Raw genomic sequence first — 13,394 nt, forward strand, 5'->3', positions numbered from 1 at the left:
CGGAATCCCGGCCGCCCCCTTCGCCGTGCCCGGCGCCCCGCGCGCCGGCTCCGGCAGCGTCAACTCAGCGGCATGCGGCGGAACTTGCGGCCCGCCTCGGCCTTCTGTGCCGCTTCCTCCGCCTTGACCTCGGCCGCGTACCGGTCGACGTACTCCTGCTCGGAGAGGGCCAGGATGGCGTACATGATCTCGTCGGTGATGGCCCGCAGCACGGCCTTCTCGCCCTCCATCCCGGCGTAGCGCGAGAAGTCGAGGGGCTTGCCGAACCGGATCACCACGGGGTGGATCCGCGGCAGCTTCCGGCCCGGCGGCTGGGCCTCGAAGGTGCCGATCATCGCGCACGGGACGACCGGGGCCTCGGCCCGCAGGGCCATCACGGCGACGCCGACCTTGCCCTTGTAGAGGCGGCCGTCGTGCGAGCGCGTGCCCTCGGGGTAGATCCCGAGCAGCTCGTCCTTGGTCAGCACGCCGAGCCCCTCGCGGATCGCCGCCTGCCCGGCCTCCTTGCCGGAGCGGTCCACCGGAATCTGCCCGATGCTGCGGAAGAACGCGGCCGTCAGTCGTCCCTTGATGCCGGGCCCGGTGAAGTACTCGGCCTTCGCCAGGAAGGTGATCCGGCGCTTCAGGATCGCCGGCATCAGGAAGTGGTCCGCGAAGGACAGGTGGTTGCCGGCGACGATGGCCCGGCCCGACGACGGTACGTGTTCAAGGCCCTCGATCCGAGGCCGGAAGGTCACTCTCAGCAGCGGACCCAGAAGCACATATTTGAGCACGTGATAAAACACTTGGGGCACTCCTCGTCTTCCCCGGGGAGCGATCAGTGTAGGCGCGGCCGTCGCCGGGCGTAACCATCGTGATGTCACTCTCTGTGGCCTCTTGGCCGGTATCCGACCCCTTGCGCCAGCACTTTCCCAAGAGCCCCAGGAGTCGACCGGAGCCGCGCCCGTCCGCCCGGTCGGCGTGTTGTCATCGTGTCCCGATGACACCGGCCGCCTGCGGCGCGGCCGCACAGGTGTGCCGCAGCGGCAGGTTGGCCGCTTCCAGCAGGGAGGCCGCCGTGGTCAGGCTCTTGTCGCCGAGCATCGGCAGATCGCATTTGGGGCAGGGGTGGCACAAGTACAGCGCCTTGCCTCGCAGCGCGACCACCGTGATGACCCGTCCCGAACCCGAGTCGTCCGTGATCTCCACCGTGGGGTGCGGGCCGTCCGGCAGCATGCCCGCTGACGTCGAGGACAGCAGGTCCGAGGTGAACACCCGCACGGCGTTGTCGAGATCGTCCGCGGCGCCGGGCAGCGCCTCGTACCAGGGGGCCCGGCTCCACTGTCCTACCGACCCCCAGGCGATGTGCCCGGACAACTGCGCCGCGAACGCGTCGAGCAGGGGCCGCCCGTCGGCCACGCGCTGCTCGGCCACCTTCTCGCGCACCTCGTCGAGCAGCGAGGCCCGTTCGGCGGCGGCGGCCCTGCGACGCTCCAGCAGATCGAGGCGCACGGCCTCCAGGGAGTCGTGACCGGTGGCCTGCGCACCGGCGAGACGGGCGAGTTCGTCCCTCCTCGCGGTCAGCCGTTCGGACGCCGGCGCCAGGTCGTTGTAGAGCGCGTACCCGAACCGCTTGTGCTTCGCGGAGTCGAGGCGCGCCTGGACCTCCGTGTGGTCCTCGAGTCGCCGACCGAAGGACTCCTCCATCGGAACCCGGCGGAAACCGGTGGCCCAGATCAGGGCACCGGTGAAGAGGGCGATGAAGACGATGTCCGCCGGGCCTTCCATGCCGGTGTCGAGCCCGCCGCCGATCGCCATCACCACCGCCACCACGCAGGTGGCCGCGCCGATCGCGGGTATCTGGAGCAGCGCCCGCGGCAGCGCGCGCCACGGACCACCCGCGCGTGCCCGCTCCGCCAGCGGCGATCCGTCCGGCGGGTGTGGAGCCGAGCGCCGCCTGGAGGCCCGGTAGAGCGCCAGGGCCACCCCTCCGGCCAGGGACGCGATCGCCGCCGGCACGGTCATCCAGGACGAAGCCAGCAGTTGCAGGCTCAGCAGGATGGCGAGCAGGCGCCACAGGAGGTTCCACCCGAACCGGCGGGCGTGTTCGCGGCGCACCTCCGACTCGGCCGTGTCCCAGGACCCGCGTTCACGTCGCGTGGCCTCGGCTGCCTGCTCGGAGACCTCCTCCCACTGCCGCAGGGTGCGTTCCCACTCCGCCTGGGCCCGGTTCTCCCGGCGCGCCTCGGCCACGCCGAGCTTCACCGCCGCCTCGCACGCCGGACACGACGTGTCCGCACTGTGTTCACACAAGATGTCGATCCCGCTCACTGCGCCCCTCCCTGGACTGTGTCGGTCGGAGCATGATCAACCCTTCGGGCCCGTTGATCAAGAGCCGTCTCATCGAAAGGCTTCGCAGGTCAGAGGTGATGACGACAAGTCAGGAAGGGTCTTGCGCGGCTTGATCACCATGATTAATGTACCCAACACCCTTGCGCGGATCTCGTGGAGATTTCGTGTCTTCCATCGTGCGTGGCCGTCAACAGTTGTATGTGCGGCCTGTTCTGCGGAGGATCCGGCAGTTTCGACGGAGGCGGGAGGCGTCACGATGAAGGTCGCGGGCGGAGTGGTGGACGTGTCCAACGTCTGCTGGTCGGACCGGTTGACTCCGGTGGGCCGTCATGTCCCGTTCCTGAAGCGGCTCTTCCTGATACGGGACGCCTGGCATCGGGAGTACGGGGCCGGCACCCCGCTGCGGCTGGTCGCCGACAACTCGTTGCGGCGCCTGTTGCGTTCCGACGAGCGGGCGTCCCTGGAACGCATGGAACGTGACGGCGAGATCCGTCTCGTCCCGACCGCAGACCCGGTCCTGCTGGGCCTGGCCCAGCGGCACGGCTGGCACGTCGTCAGCATGGACCGGTTCGTGGACCTGCGCCGGGCGCATCCGTGGATCGAGCACAGCCCGGAGCGGTTCCTGTCCTGGGAGACTCGTGACGGAGTCGTCCGCTTCCGCTCCAGCGGCATCCGCCCGCTCGCGGCGCAGGTGGTGACCAGGGCGATCGAGGACAAGACCCTGAAGTGGGAACAGAAGCTCGACCCCCGTGACCCCGGGCACAAGGTCGTGCTGGCCAGCCACTGGAGATGCGTCAACCCGGCATGTCTCAAGGCCCGTTACTGGCCGGAGAGACTCCACGATTGGCCGGTGCTGAGCCGGACCGGGCAGCCGCAGTGCGGCGGCTGTTCGGCACGTGTGGAGAACGCGGGGCCGCGCAGCCGTCCCCGCTCCTTCGTCGTCGAGGACTCCGAGACGGGACGCGAGCTCCTGCGCTTCCCCGTCGGTGAGGACGACGCCCTGGAACTGGGCCGCGGCGCTCTTCGTCACGGCATCAACCTGGCCGCCGACGAGCTGGATCCCCCCGACCGGATCACCCGGCTCAGCCGCCGCCACCTTCTGCTCGCCGTGGAGAGGACCCCGGAGGGCTCCCGGGTCACCGCCGCGGATCTGGAGTCCGGCAACGGCACCGTGCTGGTACGCAAGGGCACCCGACGCCCGCTGGGCCCCGGCGAGCCGGTCGTCATCCGCGAGCAGGACCGCCTCGTCCTGGCGGACGTGGTCACCCTGCGCCTGTCCGGACAGCGCTTCTTCTCCGACGAGCAGCAGGTCCAGCCCCGACTGGGCAGTACGGGCGGCGGGCTGACCATGCTCGGCTGACGCCGGCGACCGGGCATGGTTCAGGGCCTCACCTGTCGCGGCCAAAGGGTTCGGGCTCGAGAGGCTCGGGTCGCGCCGGCCGCACCGCATCGGTTCGAGGTCCCACCGAATCGGACGTACGCGCCCGGGGCCGCGCCGGTTCCGGAGCGCGACGGTCGCGGAGCGGCACCGGCCTCTCGGGTCGTACATGTCCGGGGCTGTACTGGCCCGGGGCGTACGTGTCCGGTGCAGAAGTCGGAACCGGGTGGCACCGGTTCCCGGCCGGGCCGGCCCGAAGCGCGGCGTCTGCACCGGGCCGCACCGGCTCGGGGCCGCCGGTTCGGAACCGCCGGTCAGGGGCGGCGGCCCCGAAGTCGTAACCGCTTCTCCGTTCCTCTTCCTCTTCTCCACTCCTCCACGACCTTGGGATGACGGTTCACATGCTGGTGAGTCTGACCCGGGTGGGGCCGACCAGGCACTCGCTCGTCAAAACGGTCCTCATGGCCGGCGCGGACACCGGTGCCGCGCTCCGCGAGATCCGGCTGCCCGCTACGCCGGAGTTCGTTCCGGTGACGGAGGTCCGCCCGCACGACACGGTCCCGGGCCTGCTGACCGTCCGGCTCGACGGGGCCTGGCTGGGCACTCCCGCCGCCCGTGAGCAGGTCTTCGGCCACCTCGCCGAGGTGATGGGGTCCCTGGCCCGCGCCGCCCACTCCCAGCGCGGCATGCTCCTCGCCCCGGGCGTGCAGCCCGATTCCGCCGCCCCGCGTGCGCCGCTGGCGGGCGACGGGCACGGGCTGCGCACCCTGGACGACGCCGAACAGGCGGTACTCGTCAACCTGTTGCGCAGACACAGTCCCACCCTGATCGCGCTGACCGGCCGGGCCCGTGTCGGCGGTCCGCCGGACCGGGCCGGCTCACGCCGTCTGATCGAGTCCCGGGAGCATCTGGCGACCCGTTTCCTGGCCTCGGCGGACACCCGCTACCTCCATCACTTCCGGGCCGAACTGCGGCGCACCGACGGCATATCCGACCTGCTGCGGATGGACGTGGCTCCGGTGCCCGCGACACCGGGCAGTCCGGCGGAGGTGGCCGTCCGCTGCGTGGACGCGCAGGTCGCGCTCGCCGACACCCGGGCCCAGGCGCTGCTCCTGGACGCCCTCGTCCTGCGGGCCCGGCGGATGGTCACCCGCGGCCGGCGGGAGCGGTTCGTCCCCCAGGACGTCATCGACGTCAACCGAACCCGTGCCGTGGTGCACGGTATGCGCGCCCGGTTCGTCCCGACCGAGAGGCGGACGGGCAAGGGGCCCTCCACGACGCTGTCGGCCCGCGAGGCCGGGCGGCGGCTGCTCAGGGACCTGCTGCCCGAACTGTCCCTGCTGGACGCGACAGCACGTGAACTCCTGCCCCTGCTGGCCCCGCTGGACCTCCCGGACCTGGGCCTGTACGGCCTGCGGGCTCAGGACCTGCTGAACCGGGCGGCGCACGACCGTGCCGGTCTGGCCGCCCAGGCCGAGCAGGCGCTGTGCGACCCCCGGCCCGGCGGCGGGGTGTTCGACAGGCTGGAGCGGACCTCGCCCGGCCGGTTGCGGCTGCTGCTGGACGACTGGGACCGGATGCTCCGCGACGGGACCGCCCCCGCGGATACCCCCGACACCCCCGGTGAAAGGGCTGCCGCCCCGCGGCGCTCCGGCAGGCGCCCCGACGGCGGCGGCAGCGACGCCGGCAGAAGCGACGGCGGCGGAAGAGACGGCGCCAGAGACGCCCGCGGTGGATCCGGCACCGGCAAGGGCGGCAACCGGAGCGCTGGGCGTCCGCGGCAGGGTCCGCCCCGCAACGGCCGCCGGTACGAAGGCAAGCAGCAGCACGGCAAGCGCCCCGGTTCCTCCGGCGGCGGCGACGAACGGAGGGACCCCCGATGAGCCAGGCGCCGACGGCACAGGTCGAGGCCGTCCTCGACCTGACCGGGTGGGGCGTGCCCCTGCACGGTCCCGAGGAACTGGGCGCCCTCTGGAACGCCCTCGAACCCGGCCTCCACGGCCGGACCCTGGCCGGTGTCCCGGTCCACACCTTCGAGGCCGCCCAGGGAGTCGTCAGGCTGGAGATCGTCCGTCTCGACCCGGCGGTGGACGTGGTGACTCCGCGGACCACCGTCAACCTGGTCGCTGTCCGCGAGGCACCCACGCCCGCCGACCGCTGCGCGGTCTGCGAACGGGAGGGACGCCCCGCCGAACGCGGAGCCCTGCGGTGCGCCGACTGCGCGGCCGACGGCGGCCCCGGGCGTATCTGCGGCGACCACACCGTCCTGATGCCGGGCGCGCTCACCGCGACCTGCCCGGACCACCGGCCGTCCTGTCGGTGCGGCGATCCTGCGTCCTTCTGGTGCGCGGGCGCCCGGTGCCGTTCGCGCGAGGCGTGGTGCGCCCGGCACGCGACGGCACATCCGCAGGACCCCGGCACCGCCTACTGCCCCGACTGCTTCAAGCTCGCCTTCCCCCGCTGCGAGGAGCCCGGTTGCTCGGCCGTGGGCATGGTGAGCTGTGACTGGCAGGGCCCCGACGGCCGTCCGTGCGGACACCAGGCATGCACCCGCCATGCCAAGCGGTGGCAGGTGTTCGGCCCGGAGGAAGTGGGCCTCGGGCTGTGCCGTGCGCACGGCGGAGTCCAGGGGCGGCCCGCGGAGGAACTGGTCCACCAGATCTGCGCGGGCGCGGTCCGCAGACGCCGTGTCCGGATGCCCACGCTCAGAGCCTTCGGGCACACCCTGCGCAACTGCGGTCATCGCGAACTGGCCGTCGACTACGTCCGCATCCGCGCACTGCTGGCCTCGGTGGGCTCCCGGGCGGACGGCGGTCGAGCGCAGGACCTGCGCAAGGGTCTTCTGGACCGGGCGGGCACTGACTGGGACCGCGAACTCCGCGTCCTGCTGGAGACCGTGGTCGCGGGCGAGCGACTGGTCGAGCGGCTACGGCAGTTGATGGTCGCCAAGGACCCCGTGAACGGCCGTCAGATGGCGCTGGACATCCGGCTGGAGGAGTACAAGCCGGCCTTCGAAGGGAAGAACCAGGCCCGTCCGGCGCGGCTGTGGCTTCTGGTCCCCGACAAGCACCGGGGCCGGTTCATCGGCAAGGGAGGCGTCCACCTCAAGTCCTACGCCGGGCAACTGGGAGTGGACATCATGCTGGCGGGCGGCAAGAGCGACGATCACGAGGGAAGGCGATGAACGTGTCGTTGCCGAACGGGGAGACCCATCGGCTGATCCAGGTGACCGACGGCGGCCCCGTCCAGGGGCAGCGGCTCGGCGTGCACCCGGCCGACCTGCCCGGTGACGTCCCGACGGCGGGCCTGCCGGCGCTGCTGACGCTGGAGTCCGCGGGGGACGAACTCCGTTTCGCGGTACGGCTGGTGCCGGTCGTGGAGGTACCCGCCGGCGTGGTGGCCATCGGCGCCGAATTCGCGGCGGAGGCCGGGATCGAGGACGCCGGAGGCGTCTCCCGTTGGAGAGTCGCGCGGCCGCTCACGGTCCCGCTGCGCGGGGTGCGCCTGGAGTCCGCCTCCGAGGCGTCCGCCGACGAGGCGGCGCGTGCTCTGTCCGACGCCGGGCTCCCCGGCCGCCTGCTGTGGGTCCCGGCCCACGACGACGAGCTGTGGCTCAACGCCGGTGAACTGCCCTACCGGGTCAGCCACCTGGACGGCCTGCAGCAGCGCGATGTGCTGGCCGAGTTCCGCCAGGACACCGAAGTGGAACTGTTCGTCTCCGGCGCCCGTGGCGGAGTGGACATGGTGGTGCTGGCCGACTGCAGCGGTTCGATGATGGTGCCCGACATCCCCTCCGCCGGTGAGTACGCCGAGACCGGGCCGTACGGGCTGCAGGCCTCGCGGTACTTGTCGGCACCTCCGGGCCACCGGCTGCCCAAGAAGGAGCGGGCGCAGGCTCTGCGGGAGTCGCTGCACCACCTGGTGGACGAACGGCGGCGGCTGCGCGGCCGGACCTCCAGGATCGCCCTGATGGAGTTCACCCACAGCACCCGGCACGTCTTCCCGCGCGGTGGCGGCATGACGGAGTTCGACGCGGATTCCCCGGCGTCGCTGGCGGCCGAGTTCGAGTCGGCCGTCGAAGCGATCGCCCCGGTGCGGCGGGCGAGCACCGACATCGGCACCGCCTTGCACGAGGCGGGCAACCTGCTGCGCACGCACGGGAAACCGGGCAACGAGAAGCGGATCGTCCTGGTCAGCGACGGAGGCGACTGGCGCTCCAAGGGAGACCAGTCGCTCGGTGAGGTGGTGCAGGCGTTGCAGGAGCCGGTGAGCCTCATGGAGCACCTGTACCGCGACAGCGGGATACGGGTCCACGCGGTGGGCATCAGCACACCCGACCTGTACCGCGCATGGCTGGCCGAGGACCCGCGGAACGTCAACGGTCAGGGACTGTCCCCGGACCACCTGCTGCTGGACGAGCTGTCCCGGGTCGGCGGTGGCGACGCCGCAGCGATCGGCGGACTTGACGTACTCATGCGTGAGTTCGCCGAACTGGGCGCCGGCACGTCTCGCCGGGTCACCCTGTCGGGGAGTGCGGCGATCGGCGGGGCCCTGTCCCGGGAGGCCGCCGAGACGCTGCGCGAACTGGGGGAGCGGCGGGGAAGCGCGACGGGCGCGGGCACGCCCACCGGGCCTGCCGCGGCCGGCGCGATGGAGGACATGGCGGGCCGGATCGTCGAGGAGGCTCACCGGGCGAACGGGGAGGCCGAACGGGTCCTGGGGCACGCCCTGTTCGAGATGGGCGGCATCTCTGTGGCCGTCAGCCGTGCGATAGGCCAGGGCGACAAGGCGCTGGGGCAGCGCAACTTCATCCCCGACATCACCCAGGGGTTCGCACCCCAGTGCCGGGACGACGTGCCGCGGGATCTCCGGCCCGTCCTCGAAGCCCTGAAGCGCTGCCTGGACGGTGTGGCCGAGGGCACCAAGGAGCAGGTCGGCGACTCCGCGTGGCGGTTGGAGCAGGTGACCCGGCTCGCGGAGCGCCTGGAGGAACTGGCCGGGCGGCTGGCCGGAGCACCGGTGCGGTTCGAGCCCGGTCACCCGGCGGTGGCCGCCGTTCAGGCGGCACCGGCCCGCCTGGCGGCGGACGGCGTCCGGGCCGACGACGGCCGGACACCGACCCTGCCGGATTCCCGCGCCGCGGTCGCGGTCGCGCGGCAGGCCGCCTGGGCGAGCCTGCCCACCGAGGACGCCCCGGGCGTCCACCCGCGTCACGTTTCGCCGCGGGCCGTGGAGCCGGTACCCGTGGCCGCGGCCGGGGACGGACCCCGGGAGGGACGCGCGGGCTCGTACGACGACGCGTGGCGTTCGTACGACGGCAACTCCTCGGGCGCGGACGGGGACGGTTTCGGGGACACGTACGACGACGGCTTCGAGGACGGCTGGGCCACGCCGGTCACGGACAGCGACTCCGGCCCGCGTCCCTCGTCGCCGGCGGCCGCCGAGCCCGCACCCACGCCTGCCGCGGCGCCCGTGTTCGACTTCCTCTACCGGGCGGGCGCGTGAACGACAGGACGACGCTCTGGGAGCCGGGGCACACCCTCGGCGACCCGGGTTGTCCGGACGAGTTCCGGCTGGAGCAGTTCATCCACCGCGGCGGCGAGGGCGAGTTGTGGAGAGCCCGTCGCAAGGAACGTGACGGCAACCCCACATGGCACGCCGTCAAGATCCTCCGGGCCGACGCGCTGTCGTCACCGGAGGCGCTGACGGTCTGGCGCAACCGCTGGAGAGACAGCGTGTACGCCGCGAACGAGATCCAGTTGGCGGGACTGGTCCGGTCCCAGTACATGGAGGGTGTTCTTCCGCATCCGGAAGGGGCGCAGGGTGAGCCCGGCGGGGTGTATCTGATCGGGCCCTGGCAGAAGGACGCCCGTCCGCTGGACGAGTGGGCCCGGACCAGCATGGCCCCGCCCGCCGAGCGGCTGCGGGTCCTGGTCCGGCTCAGCAGGATCATCGACGACCTGCACCGCGCCGACTGGGTGCACCGCGACATCTCGGGCGGGAACGTCCTGGTGGACGGGGCCGGGAACCCCACGCTGATCGACCTGACCTTCCTCAAGAGGAGGTCGGCGGGCATCAGTGTCCTGGTCGGCACGCCGGGGTACGCCTCGCTCGACGAGGAGATCCGGGGTGAACAGCCCAGCATCCACAAGGACTGCCTCGCCGTCGGCGTACTGGCTCGCGTGCTGCTGCTGCCCCAGCAGCCGCTGTACGACAGTGTGGCGGCCGTCGCGGCCGACGCACCGGAACAGCTCTCCGCGGCCGGATACTCCGACGAGGTCGTGGACTGCCTCATGCGTGCGCTCGACGCGGAACCGTGGCGGCGTCCCAGCCCGCTGCTGCCCTGGGCTGAGGAACTGTGCGCACGCGTAGCCGCCGGGCCCGATCCCGGACAGCGCTGCCTGGCGCTGTCGACCGACGTCCTCGGGCGTCCGGTGGTGGTCACCGGCGGCGACCGAGGGTTGAACTGGTACACCGCCGCAAGCCCCGTCGAACGGGAGGCCGACCCGGCGGCGGACTGGGTACCGCCGCGCGAGAAGGGCCCCCGGGACGTCCGTGACCTGGCACTGGCCAGGGACGCGCGGGGCGAGCTGGTGGTGGCGGCCGTGGACGCGGACGGAACGCTGAGGATCGCCCGGCGGGACCGCGGGTGGCAGGTCCCGGCGGGCAATGCCCGCGGCCTGGCGGTACTGGTCTCGCCGCGCGGAGAGGTCCTCCTCTGGACGGCCCAGCCGGAGGGCATCCTGCGGGTGCGGCTGTGCCCCGACGGCTCCCCGCCTACACAGGAGGTGCTGCGGGCCGCGCCCGGTTCACGGGTGCTTGCGGCTGCCTGGGACGCCGACGGCCGGGCCGCCGTCCTGGTCGCCGAGCCCGGCCGGGTCACCCACTGCACCTGGCCCGCCGTCCCGGGCGCCGCCCCGGAGTGGGCGGCGGTCCGCGCGGGAGCGGCGGTCCGCGGGACGATCGGGCTCAACCGCAGTTGGGGCGAGCTGGAGGCCGGACTGTGCACGGCCGACGGCACCTGGTACAGCCTGAGCAGGCACCGCTCGGGGGCACCGTGGGACGAGACCGACGCCTCCGGACGGCCGGGGAGCCATACCGCGCTGCGCGGCATCCGGCACGGCGTCGCCCGCGCCACCGCAGGGCCGCAGGGCCTGGCCGTGGCGATCGAGACCGCGGCGGCTGCGGGCAAGGACAACGAGCACGTTCTCCACACCGGACCGGCGCGCATGGTCGGCCTGCACGCCGGGACCGACGGGAACCTGCATGTGGCGGCCCTGGCAGGCGGAGAGATCCGGTGCTGGTCGGAGACCTGGGCGGAGCGGTGGACGAGCACCGCACTCCGGCCCAGGTGATCGCGGGGGCGGGCGCTTCCGCGCGCCCGCCCGCGCCCCCGCCGCCGGTCGTCCGGGTTCGGCCCCCGTACTCGCCGGGACGGTTCTCGTGGTGCGGGCATGACGGGGAGGGGTCCGTGGTGCGTCAGTGGGGGTGCGGGCAGTACGGGAGGGCCCCGCGGCGCCGGCGCCGCGGGACCCCCGACTCGGGCTCTTCGCCCCAAACCCTGCTCAGACCCCTTCGGTCAGAACCTTCTCCAGCGACCCGAGCGCCGACCGGAGTTCCTCCGCCGTGATGGTGAGCGGGGGTGCCAGCCGGATGGTCGAGCCGTGGGTGTCCTTGACCAGGATCCCCTCGCGCATCAGGCCCTGGCTGATCTCCCGGCCCGTGCCGATGGAGGGGTCGATGTCGACGCCCGCCCACAGCCCCCGGGAGCGGAAGCCCTCGACGCCCCGGCCCACCAGAGCCGTCAGCCCGTCCCGCAGCAGGACGCCCAGTTCGGCCGCGCGTCGCTGGTACTCGCCGGTCTCCAGGAGACCCACGACGGCCGAACCGACGGCCGCGGCCAGCGGATTGCCGCCGAACGTCGAGCCGTGCTCACCCGGACGCAGCACACTCAGCACGTCACGGCGGCCCACGACCGCGGAGACGGGCACGATGCCGCCGCCGAGCGCCTTGCCGAGCAGCACCAGGTCGGGGACGACCGACTCGTGTTCCACCGCCAGCGTGGTGCCGGTGCGGCCGAGGCCGGACTGGATCTCGTCCGCGACGAACAGACAGTTGGTGCGGCGGGTGAGCTCGCGGACGCCGGCGAGATAGCCGTCGTCCGGGATGATCACGCCCGCCTCGCCCTGGACGGGCTCGATCAGCACCGCGGCCGTCGTCTCGTCGATCGCCGCTTCGAGCGCGGCCAGGTCGTTGTACGGCACGACCCGGAAGCCCGGCGTGAAGGGGCCGAAGCCGGAGCGGGCCGTCTCGTCGGTGGAGAAGCTGACGATCGTCGTCGTCCGGCCGTGGAAGTTGTCGGCCGCGACCACGATGGTGGCCGAACCGGGCTCGACGCCCTTGACCTCGTACGCCCACTTGCGGGCCACCTTGATGGCGCTCTCCACCGCCTCGGCGCCCGTGTTCATCGGCAGGACCATGTCCATGCCCGTCAACGCGGCCAGGGACTCCGCGAATCCGGCGAGCCGGTCGTTGTGGAAGGCCCGCGAGGTCAGGGTGAGCCGGTCGAGCTGGCGGTGCGCCGCCTCGATCAGCACCGGGTTGCGGTGGCCGAAGTTGAGTGCCGAGTACCCCGCCAGCATGTCGAGGTAGCGGCGCCCCTCGACGTCCTCGACCCAGGTGCCCTCGGCGTGCGCGACGACGACGGGCAGCGGGTGGTAGTTGTGCGCCAGGACGGGGCCCTCGGCCCGGATCAGTTCCTCGGAGCTGCGCGCACCGGCGTCGGCGGGCGCGGTCGCACGGGCGGGAGCGGTCATGAACGGATCTCCTGTGTGCAGCACTTGATGCCGCCGCCGGCCTTGTGGAACTCGGAGAGGTCGACGGGGACGGGGACGTACCCATGGTGGTCGAGTTGCGCGGCGAGGGCCTCGGCACGCGGCGCGATGAAGACGTGACGGCCGTCCGAGACGGAGTTCAGACCGAAGGCGAGGGCGTCCTCACGGGTGGCGATCACCGCGTCCGGGAACAGCCGGCCCAGCACCTCGCGGCTGCCCGGCGAGAAGGCCTCCGGGTAGTACGCGATGTTGTCGTCGTCGAGGACGAAGAGCGCGGTGTCCAGGTGGTAGAAGTGCGGGTCCACCAGGCGCAGGCCGATCACCGGGACCCCGAAGAACTCCTGGACCTCGCGATGGGCCTCGGGCGTGGTGCGAAAACCCGTACCGGCGAGGATGTGGCGGCGCGTCGGGACGAGATCGCCCTCGCCCTCGCACACCGACTCGGGGCGGTAGACGTCGAAACCGGCCGTCTTGAACCAGGTCTCGTACGCGGTGGACTCCGGACGGCGCTCGGGTGCGTGGAAGGACGAGCCGAACACACGGCCCTCCAGGACGAGCGCGCAGTTCGCGGCGAAGACCATGTCGGGAAGGCCGGGGACCGGCTCGACGGAGTCGACGGTGTGGCCGTGGGCGCGATAGGCGCTGATCAGCGCCTGCCATTGAGTTCGCGCGAGATCGACGTCCACAGGGGTGTCGGGACGCATCCAGGGGTTGATCGCGTACTGCACGGCGAAGTGTCTGGGTTCGCAGACGAGAAAGCGCCGGGGGCGCGGCACACGGCTTTCGGACACAGAGAGGTTCCTCCGCTTCCTGCGGTGTCATCTGGTGGGATGCCTCAACGGTAAGAAGCG

The 13,394-nt window shown here is 72.4% G+C and carries 9 protein-coding genes; 5 read left to right on the forward strand and 4 right to left on the reverse strand.

Annotated features, from left to right (window positions below):
* Positions 1–59: 59 nt before the first annotated feature.
* Positions 60–785, reverse strand: coding sequence for a lysophospholipid acyltransferase family protein (locus tag ACZ4TO_RS15810; protein WP_468024433.1), 726 nt, complete (start codon positions 783–785; stop codon positions 60–62).
* A 181-nt stretch (positions 786–966) separates the two neighbouring features.
* Positions 967–2,232 carry a hypothetical protein gene (locus ACZ4TO_RS15815; RefSeq protein ID WP_468024434.1) on the reverse strand — a complete coding sequence of 422 codons (1,266 nt, stop codon included), beginning with the start codon at positions 2,230–2,232 and terminating at the stop codon, positions 967–969.
* Positions 2,233–2,587: 355 nt separating this feature from the next.
* On the opposite strand from ACZ4TO_RS15815, the gene ACZ4TO_RS15820 reads away from it, so the two are divergent.
* The 5 genes from ACZ4TO_RS15820 (at position 2,588) to ACZ4TO_RS15840 (ending at position 11,064) form a co-directional block, all read left to right on the forward strand.
* Positions 2,588–3,691 carry an FHA domain-containing protein gene (locus ACZ4TO_RS15820; RefSeq protein ID WP_468024435.1) on the forward strand — a complete coding sequence of 368 codons (1,104 nt, stop codon included), beginning with the start codon at positions 2,588–2,590 and terminating at the stop codon, positions 3,689–3,691.
* 407 nt (positions 3,692–4,098) lie between these two features.
* Positions 4,099–5,592: a hypothetical protein gene (locus tag ACZ4TO_RS15825; protein ID WP_468024436.1), complete on the forward strand. Its 1,494-nt coding sequence runs from the start codon at positions 4,099–4,101 to the stop codon at positions 5,590–5,592.
* Complete coding sequence (locus ACZ4TO_RS15830; RefSeq protein ID WP_468024437.1) at positions 5,589–6,893, forward strand: hypothetical protein; 1,305 nt, start codon at positions 5,589–5,591, stop codon at positions 6,891–6,893. Before ACZ4TO_RS15825 ends, ACZ4TO_RS15830 begins: the two co-directional genes overlap by 4 nt.
* The gene (locus ACZ4TO_RS15835; protein WP_468024438.1) at positions 6,890–9,214 is read left to right on the forward strand and encodes a vWA domain-containing protein; all 2,325 of its coding nucleotides are present in this window, start codon (positions 6,890–6,892) and stop codon (positions 9,212–9,214) included. Before ACZ4TO_RS15830 ends, ACZ4TO_RS15835 begins: the two co-directional genes overlap by 4 nt.
* Positions 9,211–11,064: a serine/threonine protein kinase gene (locus tag ACZ4TO_RS15840; RefSeq protein WP_468024439.1), complete on the forward strand. Its 1,854-nt coding sequence runs from the start codon at positions 9,211–9,213 to the stop codon at positions 11,062–11,064. Before ACZ4TO_RS15835 ends, ACZ4TO_RS15840 begins: the two co-directional genes overlap by 4 nt.
* Positions 11,065–11,274: 210 nt before the next feature.
* Here ACZ4TO_RS15840 and rocD read toward each other — a convergent pair whose 3' ends face one another.
* Together rocD and ddaH are read right to left on the reverse strand one after the other, a co-directional pair.
* Positions 11,275–12,525, reverse strand: a complete 1,251-nt coding sequence (gene rocD / locus ACZ4TO_RS15845) for an ornithine--oxo-acid transaminase (protein ID WP_385040223.1) — start codon at positions 12,523–12,525, stop codon at positions 11,275–11,277.
* Positions 12,522–13,334, reverse strand: a complete 813-nt coding sequence (gene ddaH / locus ACZ4TO_RS15850; RefSeq protein ID WP_385040220.1) for a dimethylargininase — start codon at positions 13,332–13,334, stop codon at positions 12,522–12,524. Before ddaH ends, rocD begins: the two co-directional genes overlap by 4 nt.
* Positions 13,335–13,394: the final 60 nt, after the last annotated feature.

Source organism: Streptomyces sp. NPDC028298 (assembly GCF_055565895.1).